This is a genomic window from Pseudomonas sp. NFX183 (assembly GCF_047943075.1).
In the GTDB taxonomy this organism is placed as follows: domain Bacteria; phylum Pseudomonadota; class Gammaproteobacteria; order Pseudomonadales; family Pseudomonadaceae; genus Aquipseudomonas.
Map to the genome: position 1 here is coordinate 5,266,344 of NZ_CP181333.1, position 15,272 is coordinate 5,281,615.

The 15,272-nt window shown below is 57.5% G+C and carries 23 protein-coding genes; 11 read left to right on the forward strand and 12 right to left on the reverse strand.

All coding sequences use genetic code 11. The annotated features are described in order from the left end of the window. Positions 1-30: 30 nt before the first annotated feature. The 11 genes from ACM530_RS24620 to ACM530_RS24670 all read right to left on the reverse strand — a co-directional run bounded on the left by ACM530_RS24620 (position 31) and on the right by ACM530_RS24670 (position 5,496). Positions 31-1,095 (reverse strand): tyrosine-type recombinase/integrase, encoded by a 1,065-nt coding sequence (locus ACM530_RS24620; protein ID WP_242198083.1) that lies wholly within the window; start codon positions 1,093-1,095, stop codon positions 31-33. Between the two features lie 3 nt (positions 1,096-1,098). Then, positions 1,099-1,335 carry a DUF4224 domain-containing protein gene (locus ACM530_RS24625; RefSeq protein ID WP_124418880.1) on the reverse strand — a complete coding sequence of 79 codons (237 nt, stop codon included), beginning with the start codon at positions 1,333-1,335 and terminating at the stop codon, positions 1,099-1,101. A gap of 2 nt (positions 1,336-1,337) precedes the next feature. Beyond that, the gene (locus ACM530_RS24630; RefSeq protein ID WP_124417598.1) at positions 1,338-1,682 is read right to left on the reverse strand and encodes a hypothetical protein; all 345 of its coding nucleotides are present in this window, start codon (positions 1,680-1,682) and stop codon (positions 1,338-1,340) included. A gap of 76 nt (positions 1,683-1,758) precedes the next feature. Further along, positions 1,759-2,580, reverse strand: coding sequence for a YfdQ family protein (locus ACM530_RS24635; RefSeq protein ID WP_242198081.1), 822 nt, complete (start codon positions 2,578-2,580; stop codon positions 1,759-1,761). A 51-nt stretch (positions 2,581-2,631) separates the two neighbouring features. Then, on the reverse strand, positions 2,632-2,979 hold the full coding sequence (locus ACM530_RS24640) for a hypothetical protein (RefSeq protein WP_124417596.1): 348 nt from the start codon (positions 2,977-2,979) through the stop codon (positions 2,632-2,634). A 54-nt stretch (positions 2,980-3,033) separates the two neighbouring features. Beyond that, a complete protein-coding gene (locus tag ACM530_RS24645) occupies positions 3,034-3,276 on the reverse strand; it encodes a pyocin activator PrtN family protein (protein WP_124417595.1) in 243 nt (80 codons plus the stop codon). Further along, the gene (locus ACM530_RS24650; protein ID WP_124417594.1) at positions 3,273-3,650 is read right to left on the reverse strand and encodes a hypothetical protein; all 378 of its coding nucleotides are present in this window, start codon (positions 3,648-3,650) and stop codon (positions 3,273-3,275) included. Before ACM530_RS24650 ends, ACM530_RS24645 begins: the two co-directional genes overlap by 4 nt. Next, on the reverse strand, positions 3,647-3,922 hold the full coding sequence (locus ACM530_RS24655) for a hypothetical protein (protein ID WP_069023704.1): 276 nt from the start codon (positions 3,920-3,922) through the stop codon (positions 3,647-3,649). Before ACM530_RS24655 ends, ACM530_RS24650 begins: the two co-directional genes overlap by 4 nt. 10 nt (positions 3,923-3,932) lie before the next feature. Continuing rightward, complete coding sequence (locus ACM530_RS24660) at positions 3,933-4,514, reverse strand: deoxynucleotide monophosphate kinase (protein ID WP_242198079.1); 582 nt, start codon at positions 4,512-4,514, stop codon at positions 3,933-3,935. Then, positions 4,511-4,711: a hypothetical protein gene (locus tag ACM530_RS24665; RefSeq protein WP_242198077.1), complete on the reverse strand. Its 201-nt coding sequence runs from the start codon at positions 4,709-4,711 to the stop codon at positions 4,511-4,513. Before ACM530_RS24665 ends, ACM530_RS24660 begins: the two co-directional genes overlap by 4 nt. A 134-nt stretch (positions 4,712-4,845) precedes the next feature. Then, complete coding sequence (locus ACM530_RS24670) at positions 4,846-5,496, reverse strand: S24 family peptidase (RefSeq protein ID WP_242198075.1); 651 nt, start codon at positions 5,494-5,496, stop codon at positions 4,846-4,848. A gap of 95 nt (positions 5,497-5,591) precedes the next feature. On the opposite strand from ACM530_RS24670, the gene ACM530_RS24675 reads away from it, so the two are divergent. From ACM530_RS24675 to ACM530_RS24720, 10 genes are all read left to right on the forward strand, one after another. After that, positions 5,592-5,819: a transcriptional regulator gene (locus tag ACM530_RS24675; protein WP_242198073.1), complete on the forward strand. Its 228-nt coding sequence runs from the start codon at positions 5,592-5,594 to the stop codon at positions 5,817-5,819. Positions 5,820-5,957: 138 nt separating this feature from the next. Then, positions 5,958-6,446 (forward strand): phage regulatory CII family protein, encoded by a 489-nt coding sequence (locus ACM530_RS24680; RefSeq protein ID WP_242198070.1) that lies wholly within the window; start codon positions 5,958-5,960, stop codon positions 6,444-6,446. After that, positions 6,439-6,642 (forward strand): TraR/DksA C4-type zinc finger protein, encoded by a 204-nt coding sequence (locus ACM530_RS24685; protein ID WP_242198067.1) that lies wholly within the window; start codon positions 6,439-6,441, stop codon positions 6,640-6,642. Before ACM530_RS24680 ends, ACM530_RS24685 begins: the two co-directional genes overlap by 8 nt. After that, the gene (locus ACM530_RS24690; protein ID WP_242198064.1) at positions 6,639-9,329 is read left to right on the forward strand and encodes a bifunctional DNA primase/polymerase; all 2,691 of its coding nucleotides are present in this window, start codon (positions 6,639-6,641) and stop codon (positions 9,327-9,329) included. Before ACM530_RS24685 ends, ACM530_RS24690 begins: the two co-directional genes overlap by 4 nt. Before the next feature lie 328 nt (positions 9,330-9,657). Next, entirely contained in the window at positions 9,658-10,140 is a 483-nt protein-coding gene (locus tag ACM530_RS24695; protein WP_242198061.1) for a hypothetical protein, read from the forward strand. Between the two features lie 189 nt (positions 10,141-10,329). After that, positions 10,330-10,674, forward strand: coding sequence for a phage holin family protein (locus tag ACM530_RS24700; protein ID WP_242198058.1), 345 nt, complete (start codon positions 10,330-10,332; stop codon positions 10,672-10,674). Between the two features lie 32 nt (positions 10,675-10,706). Beyond that, complete coding sequence (locus ACM530_RS24705) at positions 10,707-11,207, forward strand: hypothetical protein (RefSeq protein ID WP_242198057.1); 501 nt, start codon at positions 10,707-10,709, stop codon at positions 11,205-11,207. Between the two features lie 14 nt (positions 11,208-11,221). Next, complete coding sequence (locus ACM530_RS24710; RefSeq protein WP_242198054.1) at positions 11,222-11,575, forward strand: hypothetical protein; 354 nt, start codon at positions 11,222-11,224, stop codon at positions 11,573-11,575. Between the two features lie 429 nt (positions 11,576-12,004). Next, a complete protein-coding gene (locus ACM530_RS24715) occupies positions 12,005-12,568 on the forward strand; it encodes a hypothetical protein (protein WP_242198052.1) in 564 nt (187 codons plus the stop codon). 4 nt (positions 12,569-12,572) lie between these two features. Continuing rightward, positions 12,573-14,567, forward strand: coding sequence for a phage terminase large subunit family protein (locus ACM530_RS24720; protein WP_242198050.1), 1,995 nt, complete (start codon positions 12,573-12,575; stop codon positions 14,565-14,567). Positions 14,568-14,569: 2 nt separating this feature from the next. On the opposite strand, the gene ACM530_RS24725 is transcribed toward ACM530_RS24720, so the two are convergent. Beyond that, positions 14,570-15,007, reverse strand: coding sequence for a hypothetical protein (locus ACM530_RS24725; RefSeq protein WP_242198048.1), 438 nt, complete (start codon positions 15,005-15,007; stop codon positions 14,570-14,572). Here ACM530_RS24725 and ACM530_RS24730 point away from each other — a divergent pair. Beyond that, positions 15,006-15,257, forward strand: a complete 252-nt coding sequence (locus ACM530_RS24730; RefSeq protein ID WP_242198046.1) for a hypothetical protein — start codon at positions 15,006-15,008, stop codon at positions 15,255-15,257. The genes ACM530_RS24725 and ACM530_RS24730 overlap by 2 nt on opposite strands. The last annotated feature ends 15 nt before the right edge of the window (positions 15,258-15,272 follow it).

The following is a 15,272-nucleotide window of genomic DNA, read 5'->3' on the forward strand; positions in this document are numbered from 1 at the left end:
AGCCTGAATTTATCTTAACTAAGTTAAAAATTATCTTGTTGGCTTAACTACCTCACCCACTCGCCTATAAACTCTCTTTGTTATCTCTTCAGTTGAGTGGCCCAGCAGACGGCTAGCATGAGCTAACTCGATTTCGCTAGCGGCTTTCGGCCTGATATCCTTGAACTGGAACTGCCTAATGCTAGTAGCCAGCGCGGGATCACCATCAGTGGCGGCTTTTATCGCAGCTTTCTCTCTTGCGTCGTCCCACCTGTTGCGCAACATCTGCTGGCTCATTCGAAGTCCAGACGCGTTTGTTATCAAAGTTGACGTGCGGATTCCATTGACGGCTCTGCGTTCTTGCAGGTCGTCGATAAAGCTACTCAGGCCGGATTGGATTCCGTCATCTTCCAAGCGCAGACGGAGACGTTTATCGGTCTTGCCCTGACCAATCAGCAAAAAGCCATTGCTCAAGTCGGTGGCTGCAACCTTGAGCACATCAGCGGGACGTTGGCCGGTCAGGTAGGCCAGATCCATCGCGTCCTTGAGTTCCTGTACTGCTTCCGCGTATACCGCGTTCCATACGGTTTCACCGGCATAATAGTCACGTGGCTTTTCCTTGTTGCGGCGAACGCCAAAGCAAGGGTTTGCTTTGTCAGTCAGCCCCCATTCTCGTGCAATGGTAAATGCATGGGAGAGCAGGGCGATCTCACGATTGGCCCTCACCTTGGCTGTCCTAGCGTCACGATACTGCGCTACTACCTGAGGCGTGATCGACTCAATAGGGGCGCCCTCAAATGCTCTTCTTAGCTGCTTGAGTTCCTTGCGGTTGTCGGATTGGGTGCGTATCGACTTGCCCGGGATGATTTCCTTTTCGTAGCGATCAAATACATAGCTCATCAGATGGGTAGGCTTAGGCGGTGTCTTGCGCTCCAGTCTTGCCCATTCCACTTTGGCCTGATCGAGGTCTGTTCCGAGTGGTATTTCCTTCCGCTTCCCGTCGGTAGTTCTCCCGTCGTAGTAATACGATGTCCAAGTCTTTCCACTCTTACCCTTGCGGGTGCGCCGTATCATCCGTGGTGGCAGATCTCTATTGGCTTTACTTCTCTGGCGCATCAGTCAGCCCACCTTTGCAAGGTCGAGCGACCATGTTTCAGCCACGGTATTAACAGCGGATGGTTTGACTCCTGACAGTTTCATTCGGGCATAAATCCGGCCAACTATTGGGCGGCGAGCGCCTGTCAGAACAAACTCCCAGTGGTTTTCGGTCAACCACTGGATCTGCTTGGAGGGGATCTGATAGCCGGTGATGGTCGCCAGTTCTTCATCGGCAAGGGTTTCGCTTTGGACTTCCATCATCATGCCTCCGCATCAAGTTGCGCAGGGTAGGCCGCCAGCCACATCTTCGCGGCAAAGGCGCTAAGCTGCAGGCGCTGTTTGTTCACCCTGCCGACCATGATTTCTGTGCCTTGGAACGCTTGCCAAGTTTCGACGGCGAGTCGCAGTGACGTGGTGACATTCGTCATCAGTTCGTGGTCTTCAAGGGTGCAGGCTGACGATGCGGCATTCTGCTCGCGGGCCAGGTTGGCGCCACGATCAAAGCCGCGCGCGAAGGCTTTCTTGCGTGCTTTAATAAGGAAAAACGCGGTCGCAATCCAACCTACGAGCAGGCCGGCGACGATAATGTAAGTTTCGATTTGCATGTGCTGTTGCCTCATTAGAGCCCGCCGCCGGACAGTTTTGGTGAGAGGACGGCGACGGGGTGTTGCAGGGAATTAGTTAGAACGTGGCTTCATAGAGCGGCACGTTGGTGATGTCGCCTTCGATCTTGGCGCGCACGGCGTGGTAGGCTTCTTCGAGCACCTTGTCGGCGCGCACCAGTTCGTACCACATGACCAAGCGACCTTCCTGAATGCGGTAGCGGAAGCGGGCGGGCACGCAGAAGGTATCGCCGCCGAGGAACGGCTTGAGCGCAATGAAGAACTCTTCGGGGATACGCAACTGGCCAGCTTCGCCTGCGCGCCCGTCGATCTCTTCGTTGTAGGTCAATTGCACCTGGCCGTTGTCAAGGCGAGTGCCTTGTCGGAACGTGATGTTCTTCTTGGCTTCCAGGGTGCGGCTGATTTCTAGCATGTCGGCAGCGCTTGGGGTGTTCTCATACTCGGGGTGGTGAGTGATGTCTTTCACGTTGTCTTCGATGAATTCGGCGAAGGTAGCCTGGTCCATGCGCTTGCGATCCATTTCCTTCCAGTTGCCCCATTCAACGGTGGTCGGGCAGCGGTACGTCGCTTCATGATCGCGCCACGCGGGTGTGGCCGGATCGTGGTAGTCGATGACTGCCGTGAAAGTCCGGCCTTCGGGGCCGTTGCAAAACACTGCCGTGGCCTGAGTGGAAAAGCGATTCACGTAGCTGATGAACGACTCGGCATCGAGCACGGTGAGCTTCTGCTTGATGCGTGAAGGTGCGGGCAGCAGGTGTTCCAGGCTTTCGATACTGACCCCGTTCGGTACGAGTGCCAGCGGCGCAGGTATGCCCGGGACCTCCATTGGTTTGCCGAGGGACTGAGCCAGGGTGACCATGTGCTGTAGGGCTTGTCGCATTGGATGTGCTCCAGTGGGTGAAAATTTGGTGAGAGATTGGTGGGGCGGGTGTTACTGACTGACCTGGCGCAAAGCGCCAGGCCCGGGCTCCTCCACGACACTGCGCAGCGGGATTTCCTGCTGGCGTGGGTCGCGGCGGGTGATGTTGCCTTCGGGCGTAAGGAAGAACAGAGATGTACCGCGAGCCAGAACAGGCTCTTTGGTCTTAACGTCGGCCTTCACGGTCATCTGGCCGCCGCCATCAGGCTTGTAGGTGAGCTTGATGGTTAGATCGCCGCCCTTGCCGGTCATACGGATGGCGTCGATCAGGCTGTGCTGGGCTTCGGTGAGTTCGTCCAGTAGGCCACCGGCCTCAATGTCGCGCAGGGTGTCCATAAAGGGACGTGCTTTGGTGTTCATGTGCTGTGCCTCATTGGATGTGTCGCCCCTGATCGGCAGGGGCTACCGTTTGAATCAGGCCGCTTGCTTCGTTGCTTGGGCGTCGAGGTAATCGGCCAGGTCGTGGAGGTAAACGACTGGCTTGGCGCGGGCGGAGCAGTGCAGCCGCTTAACCACCAGCGCGATCCGACCGGCCTTGATTTCGCTCAGTAGGTAACGGTCGGTACGTATATGCGTGAAGTACTGTTCACGCACGGCGGTCAAGCTTGGGCACGGCGTGGCGAACTGGCGCCGGAGTTGGTCCAGAGTGGTTGTCACGCGGAATCCTCCCCTTGCCCCTCCTTTTGGGGCACCAGCTTGAGGCGGATCAGTTCGGCGAGACCTTCTTTGCTTTTGCCCTTGGCCGCTGCCAGGACGTTGCCTTCGACGTCCGCAACGACGGCGCCGTAGGGATATTCCGGGCACTTCACCGGCGTCACATAAGCGACCTGGCCTTCGGAGATCACTGCATCGACACAGCGGAAAACTTCGGCCAGCTCGACCGACACGCAGGGCAATGCCTCCAGCAGTTCAACGGCTTCGGCTGAGGCGCCGATCAGAGTGGCGCGGCTGATTACCGTTGGGTGGTTGAGGTACATCGGCACCAATTTCAGGGCGCCTACAGCGGAGTTGATGGCGTTCGGCGTCTTCATGCTGCTGCGTCCTTGTTGGTGATAGTGATGTCCAGCTTCTTGGCGATCCACTCAACGCCGGCTTCCTTGACCATCACTACGGCGTAATGCACGGGCTTGCCGATCGTTGGATTCCAGCGCACGCGAGCGTCCGAAAACAGGTAGCCGCGCTCGCGATGGGCGCTGGCCAGGTCGCCTGATGAGTTGATCACGCCAAGTTCCCGCAACCTGGTGCGGAAGGCGCGGGGCTTGAGCCCGAGCAAAGCTGCGGTTTGATCCAGGGTGCGGTTCATGGCTGCGGCCTCAGGCTGTGAGATGTTCGGAGTGTTGCTGGATGCGGCGAACCATCAGGAACGCCTTATCCAGCGAGCGCAGGAACTCCTCGACCGTGCCGTAATTAGTCAGCGTTAGATCATCCTTATGAGCAGCTACCCCGGCCTCGCTGACGTGAGGGTTCACGGCTGGTGCATCGGCCCGAAAAATATGAATGACCGTGCCGCCGCGGCGACGAATGAGGTCCGCTTCGTTTTCAAAGCGCACGTCGCTGATGACGAAGCCCAGCACCGCGCCCAGCGCCTTCGTCATGTAATCGAGGTTTTGTTCAGCGAGCTTTACCCATACATCTGGGTGCACTGTGTTGCGTGCCCACTCAGTGCCCATTGACTGCATCAGCTGACGTGGCGAGCGGTCGAGCCAAGCCAGTGGCTGCTCCTTGCGATCGTCTTCGAAGTCGGTAGGGTCGAGGTTGAAGATCGCCATCAAGCCATCGCGGAGCGGATCAGCGAATGCGTAGTGCTCCAGAAGGTAAGTGCCAATCAGGTGTTCGGCGGCTGTCGACTTGCCGGAGCGGGCGCGGCCAGTGAGGCCAATCAGAATAGGCCTCATGCTGCGTCGCCTCCCAATGGGCCCAGGTCATCGCTGGCGGTGTCGATGGGGGCGGGAGCAATCGTGGCGCGACCCAGATTGACGATGACCAGAAGGCCGGTGTTGCGCTGGATGCGTTCTACGGCGGCGGGGCTGGTTGCCGCCGCCGGGTGAAGGTAGACCGGGCAGCGGGTGTTGCTGTGCTGTGTCGTTTGCATGGTTCGTACTCTTTGGTGAGAGGGGTACGAGACAAAGTTAGCAATGGCTAACGAATTAAACAATAGCTTCCGCTAACGTAATTTTCAGCGGTCCAAAAAAAGCCGCCAGCGGCGGCTCTCTTGCATCTTTGGGTTTACGTCTGAACCTGGCTGGGTGGAACAATCCCGCCGACGTAATGAATTGTTTCAATCTCAGAGCGCGGCACGGTCAGTCGCCCGTAGGTGTCATTAATGGACATCAGGCTCACTTCCTCAGCATTTGCATAGAGGAGTTCTTTGATCGTTTTTTCCCCGTTAGTCAGAGCTAATAGTACGTACTCACCAGGTACTAACTCACGTCTCGGCTCACACCACACGACCCAGCCGTTGCGGATGGCGGGCGCCAACGCGTCGCCTTTGATTCGAAGCGAGTAAGCGGTCGGGTCTGAGGTTGGAACGTCCACCCACCCGGCCCCTCGTGCCAGCTCTTCCCATGCTCCATCTTGTTTCAATTGGGCCACTCCTTGAAGGGGAGCCCGCCGGAATGGATTGATGAGAATTGGGCCTGGTTCTATGCCAGACGCCAACCCATCCTGGGCTGAGCGCGCGGGCATTAAAAGAGTTCCGCCAGTGAGGCCGATCTTATCTTCGAGATTCTTGGCGGCCTTATCACCCATAGGTCTATGGCCGTTCAGCAATTGGGAAAGGTATGAGGGGTCGAGATTGTGGCGATCGGCAAACTCTTTAGTTTTGAGATCGCCGATCAGGGCCCTGAGGGCTTCAACGCGGAGCTGGCTGATATTCATCCAGTTATCTTAAAAGCGTTTAGCATTTTGTAAATTGCAAACCGCTATTGTTAATGTCGTTAGCGGCTGCTATCTTTCGCAAAACGGAGGTGCACATGAGCTTGCATGCATACATAAAAATTCTCGATAAGGCGAAGCTGGATGACCTGGCGGCGCGTTGCGATACGACTGCTGGGCAACTAAAGCAAATTGCATATGGGAATCGGCGTGCCAGCGTCGTGCTGGCTGTTTCGCTTGAGCGTGAAACTCAAGGGGCAGTCACCTGTGAACAGCTCCGCCCTGATGTTGATTGGGCGTATTTGCGCGGCACTAAAGCGGCTTAAAGGGTGCTGGGCTGGGGCCTCTCACCAAAGATCCCCCAGCCCAGCTACGACGATACACAGCACATGCACATCGGTCGTGGTCGTAGGATAGGGCGTGCCCGTTTCTATGGCTAGACCGTAAAAGGGGTATTTACGGTTATGAGTCGAACAGATCAATCACCGGCCACTGTGCCGGTTCTTTCACTTCGCAAAGCCATCTACCGCGCAGCCCATGATTACAAAGGCGGTGTAACCGCGTTGGCGCTCGACATGGTGATGGATTACGACGGCCTTCAAAAGAAGGTCAAGCATGACTTCGAACAGCGCTGGCTGGATCCTGATGAACTTGAAGAGCTGATCCGGCTGACGGGCAACTCTCTGTTGCTGGATGCATTGATGCGGCCAGCCGGTATGGTTTGGTACAAGCCTGAAGCAGCTGCGCCGACCAAGACTGCTTTGCTCGCTGTCAGCAAGGTGCTGCACGAGACTGGCTTGTTCGTGTCGAGCATGCATGAAGGCGCCGCGGACAACATTTGGGAGCCACATGAAGTCCAGTTGCTGGAGAAACATGGCGCCGATGTGATCCGCGCGGTGCTGGGCATCATGGCTGGCGCACGCGAAGCCATGGAGGCACGAGATCATGAGTGACATCATCGATGTAGCCAATGACCAAGCAGAGTATTTCCTACAAGTGGCGCTTGATCGCCGCCCACGCCCAACCTGTGCCGTGAGTGCGCAGTTCTGTGAAGATTGTGATGACCCTATCCCGTTACTTCGTCAGCAGGCTGTTCAGGGGTGTGCGACCTGTGCCAGTTGCCAGGGGTTGCGGGAGCGGCGGCGATGAGCGAGCAATCTACCAGCACCGCGATATCGTCCTGGGCTCGCCGCTATATCGAAACCTTCAACTTTGCCTTGGTCCCGATTGACCCGGGCGAGAAAGCACCGAAGGGCATGGGCTGGAACAAGCCAGGTGGGTACATCACCGACGCGGCCGCAGCCGAAGCATTCTGGCAACGCAACCCTAATCACAACCTGGGCGTAGTGCTCGGGCCCAGCCGTGTCTGCTCGTTGGATGTGGACGATGTGCAGTGGACGCGGTTTGTGTTGTTCGACCAAATGGGGCTTGATCTGGATGCCATGGCGGTGGTCTATCCGACCATCGTGGGCAATCCTTTGCGGTTTCGCGTGCTGTTTAAGATGCCGGACAACATCGAGCTTACGCGCCACTCGCTTTCTTGGCCCAATGAGAAAGACCCCGATGGGTCGATTCACAAGGGGCTGATGGCTCGGGCGAAGGCGGCGAAAGAGCAGGGGGATGTTGCTGGTGAAGCAGCTGCTAAAGCCGAGGCTGAGGAATACAAACGTTTTACGGTGTTCGAGCTGCGTGCGGGCTTGGTGCAGGACGTATTCCCGCCATCGATCCATCCGGGCACTGGCAAGCCGTACACCTGGCGTACTCCGCCGAATGCTGCTGATGGTCTGCCGGTGCTCACCACGGATCTGCTGAATATTTGGCAGAATTGGGACGTCTTCAAGCGCAACGCCGAGGCCGCGTGCCCCTGGGCGCCCAAGCCAAAGAAGCCCGTGGCGAAACCGATCAAGCGCACTCCACCCACCGACGGCAAACCTTCGGTGATTGATGAGTTCAATCGGTGCCACGATGTGGAGGAGCTGTTGCGGGCTCACGATTACATCAAGCGCGGTAACAAATGGTTGTATCCGCACAGCAGCACCGGGCTACCTGGCGTGACGGTCACAGACCGCAAGGTCTATTCGCACCACGGCGCGGATCCGCTGGCGAACGGGCACCAGAACGACGCGTTTGAGGTGTTTTGCCTGCTTGACCACGATGGCAACCAGTCGAAGGCAGTGAAGGAAGCCGCTCGGATGTTGGGTATGCAGCACGCGTCGCGGCCAGCACCACAAGATCTTCCCCCGGCCCCATCGGCGGATGCCAGCGAGCAGGACTCAAGTACGCAGCCCAGTGAAGCCGCTCCGGCTGCTGACGGGGGGGCGGGGGAGGCGTTGACCTATGAGCAAGTGCTCCGCCGGTACGTGTTGGTCGAGGGCACCACCCATGTGTGGGACCTCGACAAGTCACGGATTATGAAGAAAACCGCGTTTGAAGCGCGGGTTGGCAAGCCGCTGGCCAAACAATGGATGGATGACACCGCCAAAAAGTTGATCTCGGTAGACAAGGTTAGTGAGATCGAGCAAGCCCGCAAGATGGCAAGCAAGAAGGGCGGTGCGCTGAACTTGGAGCCGATTGAGCGCTACGTCTACATCGACGGCACCAAAGACGTGTGGGACCGGGAGAAGAAACGCCGCATCGCGGAAGGCGCCGTCAAGATGGCGCTCGGCGATATGTACGGTATGTGGTTGAACAGCCCGGAGCGGCGAGTCGTCGACGTGGAGAACATTGTGTTCGACCCGACGATGACGAAGGATCCCAACGTCTACATCAATACCTTCGACGGACTGCCAATGGAGCCCAGCCGCGACGACGCGTCTTGCGAGAACCTGCGGTGGTTGATCTCCTTCCTTTGCAACCACGATCAGTCCTCGCGCGATTGGCTGATCAAGTGGTTGGCGTACCCTTTGCAGCACCTGGGCGCGAAAATGGATACGGCCGTGCTGGCTCACTCAACCATGGAGGGGTCAGGCAAGAGCCTGCTGTTCGCCGATGCATTCGGTTTGCTCTACGGGCAGTACGCGGCCACCGTCGGACAGACCCAACTCGAAAGCAACTTCAACGCCTGGCAAAGCCGCAAGCTTTGGGCGGTGTTTGAAGAGGTTGTGAGTCGTGACCAGCGTTATAACCAGGTAGGCAAGATCAAGCATCTGGTCACCGGCAAGACAGTGCGCATGGAGTCCAAGTTCATCAACGGTTGGGAGGAGGCCAACCACATGAACGCCGCCTTCCTCAGTAACGAGATTATGCCCTGGCCGATCGCGCCCAGTGACCGGCGAATGTTGGTGCTATGGCCGATGGAGACGCTTCCGGTGGTGCGCCAGAAAGCGGTTGGCCGAGAGCTGGAGAATGGTGGTGTTGCAGCGCTGTACGCGTGGTTGTTGGCCGTTGACCTGGGCGACTTCGACCAGCGCACCAGACCGCCAAGCACTGATGCGCGTGAGCGGTTGGTGGCATTGAGCCGGGCCAGTTGGCAAACTTTCCTGTTCCTCTGGCAGTACGGTGAGCTTGGGCGTGATATGTGGGGCGCATGTTTGTCCACCGACCTCTACGCGATGTTCCTGGAATGGTGCCACCGCAACAAAGAGCACGTGATGAGCCAGACGAAGTTCTCGTTGTTCATTGGCTCGGAGGTGGACAAAACCCGCGCTATCCCTTGGACCGAAGGCAGCAACCGCAAGTTTGGAGCGTTCTTCTTTCCCCGCGATGAGCAGGCTTCCCAGCCCCCATCACTCAGCTCGGCCGACCTGGGCAAAGCGGTGGTTGCTTGGCGGGCTGCGGCGCGCCTGGCGGGCTGGAACGTCGACAACTGGGACCACATCAAGGCGGCTGCAGCATGAATCCGACTAAAAGTGTGTTGGGTGTGTTGGGTGTGTGTTGGGTTGCTTTTCGATACCCCACACAATTTCAAGCCTTCTATTTCGCGGCTTTCCTGGCTGTGTGTTGGGTGTGTTGGGTTTGGCATCGCGCACGCGCATGGGCGACGTTATTTGAATCCATGGAAGCGAGATTTTTTTCTTATGCGAGAACCGTTAAACCCAACACACCCAACACACTAAACACATTTGATTTAAAGCTATTGAATTTAAAGGGTTTTAGGTGTGTTGGGTTTGTGTTGGGTATGGCGTTTTTTGTGTCGGGTTGGTTTTTGACCGGGGGAGCGGGGCGATGATCGAAGAAATGGAAACTCTGTTGAAGCATTGGGGCGAGCAAACGCGGCGCTGTGGCTCTGCCGGCGGGCTGGCCAGCCCAATGGCCACGATCATGGAATGGGGTGGTTGCGCTCCCCGTGGTACGCCTGGGCCACGGAGCCTGCTTGATGGTGGTGCTGGTATTGACGCTGTTGCGCAAGAGGTCGCGGCGGCGCTGGCCGAGGTGAGTCGACAGGATGAGCGCGGTCACATGCTCGAGCGTCTTGCGGTGCTTCGTTATACCGATGACTCGGCGCCAACGTGGTTGATGCAGTTGCACCTGGTCGGTTCCCCATCCCGAGCGAAGCAAACCTACTATGACTGGGTGCATAGCCTTCATCTGCGGTTGCTACAGGTGTTGGCTGATCGGTCTGGGGCGAGAAAGTGGCTTACCGCTGGTCAGGGAGCTTTGCCTCAAAGTCTCCTCAAAGCTGCGTCAAAGTTGCGTCGAGTCAGTTAACCGAAATTGCCCCCTTTTCGGTTCCGTACTCAGGGGGTAAAAAGTCCCCACGATATGAAATTTGCGCCTTGGCGCTCCCCGAGCACGTGCTGTGCACCCCGTCCTGGCTCTTGCCATGACACTGAAACCCTGCCCCCCGGCGGGGTTTTCTTTTTTGTGTCCGGCACACTCCTTCATTTGAGGCACAACATGACAAATGAGCAGCAAGCGCTGGCTGAGATGCCGATCTGGTTAGTGATCGTACTGGCTCTGGTCGGCGGCGTATCGGGTGAGATGTGGCGAGCCGATAAGGACGGGGCTCGCGGCTGGGCGTTGGTGCGGCGGCTGGTACTGCGATCGGGTGCCTGCATCGTCTGTGGCGTGTCGGCCATGATGTTGATGATAGCGGCTGGCATGTCGATTTGGACCGCCGGAAGCTTGGGTTGCCTGACGGCAATGGCCGGTGCCGATGTTGCCATTGGCCTTTACGAACGCTGGGCCGCCAAGCGGCTGGGCGTATGCGAAACCGACTCCCAGTCGAGTCGTGCTGAATAGCATCCACCCACTCGTTAAGCAGGTCGTCAGACATGAACGAATCCAGGCAGCAGCAGATACTCGCCGGGCAGTCTTCTATTGCCCAGAAAGTTTTTGGTCACGTACCGATCCAAACGAGCTGGAGCGTTCCCGCTATCCACGCCGCCACTCAGGCAGCCAAAGCCACTGGTGCCGCAGCCCCTGCAATACGCCGCGCGCTTGGCGAACTCAAAGATGCCGGACTGATCCGTGAGCCGGTATCCGGAAAGTTTCAGCGTGACGCAGCAACCTCAAAACTCAGAAAGGACCGGGCCGTGACTCAGGTAGCCAAGCAGACCGTTGTTTCGATCAAGAAGCCCGAGGGCGCATTGGATGTGTTGGCGGCACTGTCTGGGGAGGTGGTGAGTCTTTCTGACGAGTTCAGCAAGCGCATGAAGGCTTTGGCCGGCCGCATCGAAGAGGTAGCCCTTTCGGTTGAGGCTGAACGCGAAAGCAATGCCGAAGCCATCGTCAAAGCCAAGCGGCTGCAAGAAGCGTTGCGTGAGTTTGCGTAAGAGGAGACCGAACCATGAAGGTACATGTTTTTGAGAAAAGCTCAGAAGTACTGTGGGTCAAGACAGAAACCGGCGGTCTGACAAGTCTGTCTTACCGCCGGGATGGAACGCTGGAGAAGATCATTGCTGCGTTGGAATCAGCTTTGTTACAGGCTCGTGCGGAACAGAATTGCCCGATCGTGGGTACTGATGTTGCAGCTGATAACTCCGCAGCTCTCGCAGAAATGTTAGATCGTCAGTTCCTTGTTGATGTTAGTCATCACCCATTCCCAGATGCCCGGGGACCTGAAGAACGAATGCCAGGCAGTTGGGGCGCGGAAGTGAACGCGATTCCCGGACTGCCAGATGACTGCGACGTGTCCAGCTAGGTCTGCACCCCAAGCTGCTTGTTGGAGCGAGTCCATGATCTCTTGTTGAGACATGTTCGACTGAGAGCCGAACGAAGACGTCAGCGGAAAGATGATCATGTCTTGGCCGCTTTGGCGGACATGAGCAATTTGATATTTAGCCATCTTTTACCCTTCGTGATTGATGAGGCGTCCTTCCTCGGCATGCCTTCTGCTGAGGAAGGACTATCTGATGGTAGCACTTTGCTTTCTATGCCCGCTGTGTCGACCCGGACGGCCTCGATTTCCGGGTGGCACGATTTTGGGGGGCCGAAAAATCGACGGGGACCCTGGTGGGATTCGAGGGGCACGGGGCATGAAACCCGCGGGAAAGTGTTAGCGGCAAGGTTTACCACGTTGGTTGACAGAGGTTGACGGTGGTTGACAGTCCTAGGTTGACAGGAGGTTTACATGACCATTTTGAGCCGTACGGAATATGCGGTAAGTAAGGGCTGGTCCCGTCAGTACGTTGGTAAATTGGTCCAGCGTGGCCGCCTTGTGCTGACACTGGACGGAAAAGTGGACGTTGAGGCAAGTGAGCAATACCTCGCAATGACTAGCGATCCCGCCCGTAGTAATTCACTCGGCAAAGTTCCGCTGGTCCTCGGCCATCAAGAGCGAGAGCCCGCGTTTCCTCATGCTTCGCAGGGCGCGATTCCCACGGCTGCGCCGGACTACCAAAAAGCACGGACCCGGCTTGCGCTGGCCCAAGCTGAAAAGGCTGAGAGCGAAGTACTCAAAGCTAATGGTGAGTTGGTTGAGCGATCAGTCGTCGATGAGGCCGCTTTCGCATCGGGTCGGATGGTTCGCGATCTCCTATTGGCTCTGCCACCTAAGCTCGCCCCAGAACTTTCAGCAATGAGTGATCCCTGGGATATAGAAAAACACCTGATGAAAGAGCTCCGTAGTGTGCTTGAGGATGCCGAGCGCATTTCCACAGAAGACTTTATTCATGCTGTAACGACTACGAGCTAAGCCTATGCCTGCCGAATATGCCAACGGTGCAGAGGTGTACCGCGAGGCGTATTACCGTGGGCTGCGTCCAGAGCCAGCGCTTTGGGTTGATGAGTGGGCCGATGAGTACATGCGTATCCCGCGTGATACCGGTGCTGCCGAACCAGGTAAATACCGTACATCGCGAACACCCTATGCTCGCGAGCCAATGCGGTGCTTGTCGCCATCGCATCGGTGCAAACGTGTGGTCACTATGGTGGCCTCGCAACTTATGAAAACGCAGATCGCCTTAAATTGGATCGGTGGTCTAATCCACATGGCACCTTCCAACATCCTCACCTTGTTGCCGAGTTTGGGGCTGGCCAAACGGGTGTCCTCGCGAATTAGCAAGACGATCAAGGCAACGCCCGTATTGCGGGAGCGTGTCGCCTCTAGTCGTTCGCGTGATTCACGCAACACCATGGACACTAAGGAGTTTGAGGGTGGGTCGCTGTACGTCACCACAGCGGGGTCTGCTGCAAACCTTTCAGAGCTGTCGGCGCGCTACGTGTACGGCGATGAGATCGACCGCTGGGAAGTCGACGTAGGCGAAGAGGGCGACCCCATCGAGCTGGCGGAAACGCGGGGCAGTACCTTCGGCCGCAATGCCAAGTTCTACTTCTCCAGCTCGCCGACGATCAAGGGTGCCTCGCGGATAGACGATCTGTTCGAGGGCAGCGACCAGCGTTACTACTACGTGCCGTGTCCGACCTGCGGGCACATGCAGACCCTGGAGTGGGAACGGCTGCATTACTCCCAGGACTTCAACGTGGTGCACTACGAGTGCGCCGCGCCTGAATGCGATGTGCTGATCGAGGAACACCACAAGGGCGACATGCTCGCCCGTGGCGAGTGGCGCGCCCATTCGAAGGGCGACGGTGAGACGGTCGGCTTCCACCTCAACGCGCTTTATTCGCCGTTGGGTTGGACGGGCTGGAAGTCGCTGGCGAAGCAATTCGAGAAGGCGAAAAAGGCCCAGGCCAAGGGCGACCTTGAACCCATGCAGGTGTTTTACAACACCCGTCTGGCGAAGGTCTGGGACAGCGCGCAAGAGCAGACCAAGGCCTCGGTGCTGATCGAACGGGCACGTCGGGAAGGGTTCTCACTCGGTGCGATGCCCGCCGCCGTGATGATGATCACAGGTTCTGTGGACGTGCAAGCTGACCGCCTGGAGTTTATGGCAATGGGCTGGGGCGTCGGCATGGAACGATGGGTCATCGATCATCGAGTGATCGCGGGCGATCCTTCGGACGAACGCACCTGGGCAGTTCTGGATGAGCTGCTCAAGGAACGCTACCGGCACCCGTGCGGTGTTGGCCTGGGCATTCTCGCGACCGCCGTCGACTCCGGTGGTCATCATACGGACGAGGTCTACCAGTTCTGCCGCGTGCGGCGCTGGCGCAACATCTTTGCGATCAAGGGCGCGAGCAAACCCGGCAAACCAGTGATCGCCCAACGGCCGTCCATGGTTGACGTGACCTGGAAAGGCCAGACCGAACGCGGCGGCGCCGAGTTGTGGTTTGTCGGCACTGACACCGCGAAGGACTGGATCTATAACCGCTACCCGTTCGAGTCCGGCCCGGGCGCGCTGCACTTTGCCAACGACCTGCCGGACGAGTTTTTCGCCCAGTGCGTGGCCGAGCGCAAGGTCGCCAAGTACGTGCGGGGCCATAAGCGTATCGAGTGGATCAAGGGCAAGGCCGAGCGCAACGAAGCGCTCGACCTGATGGTGTATTGCCTGGCGATGGCGCATTACCTCGGCATCAACCGCTACCAGGAACATGACTGGGAGCGGGTAAGGCAGTCGCTGGCGCAGTCGGGTTTGTTCGATGAAAAGGTGGTCGCCGCCGAACGTGTCACGGCCGCCGAGCAAGCTACCGAAACACCGCCGCCGCAACACGTTGCCCCCGTCGCCCAATCGCGACCCGCTGCACCCCCACAACGCCGCAGCTCCACCAGCGGCTATTTGAAGAGGCGCTAGTGTCAAGATAGCCCGATCATTGGACTCAGTATTCGCACGCCAATACCGAATGCTTCAGATACTAATCCGCGTGCGACTTCTTTTCCGCCTTTTTTAGCGCTGGTAGCAAGTTGCTCTCCAATAGAGGTAGTGGAGGCCACGCTTTTGGGGATGGCTTTCAGGACCTCAAGGCCTTTTGCGGTCAGTACTGCATCGTCTATGCGCATGTAGGGGTAGGGCTTACAAGTGATGTAACCCGCTTGCATTAACCATTCGGCAGTGGCGATGAAGAATTCTGCGTCTTCAGTAGGTACTTCGGTCCCGTATCGCTCGTCGAATCGCATTGCGTTTTCAACGAATGAACCCGCCATGAGCATCTGGGGAAGCGGAAAACTTTGGTAAAGCTCGGCAAAAAGTTTGCCGGTGATGTCATCAAATTTCTCAATATTGGAGACTGCCATGTCAGTAAACCCTGAGGAAAAAGCGCAACAAGCGCAGAAAATTAAGGCTGCCGCCGAGCTCCAGCAGGAGCTGCGTCGCGTCGTATCGGATCAGTTAACAGGAAAAATGGATTGGGTTCGTGCTCGCACTTATTGGCGAACGCGCCTTCCAGACATTCCGTCTGAAGAGTTGGCCGACGCGCTGACTCACATCCTGGCTGGCGGCAGTTTCAGGCAGGAAATTCAGTCGAGAAACCAGAACTTCGTCTGACGGCTTTTATATCAC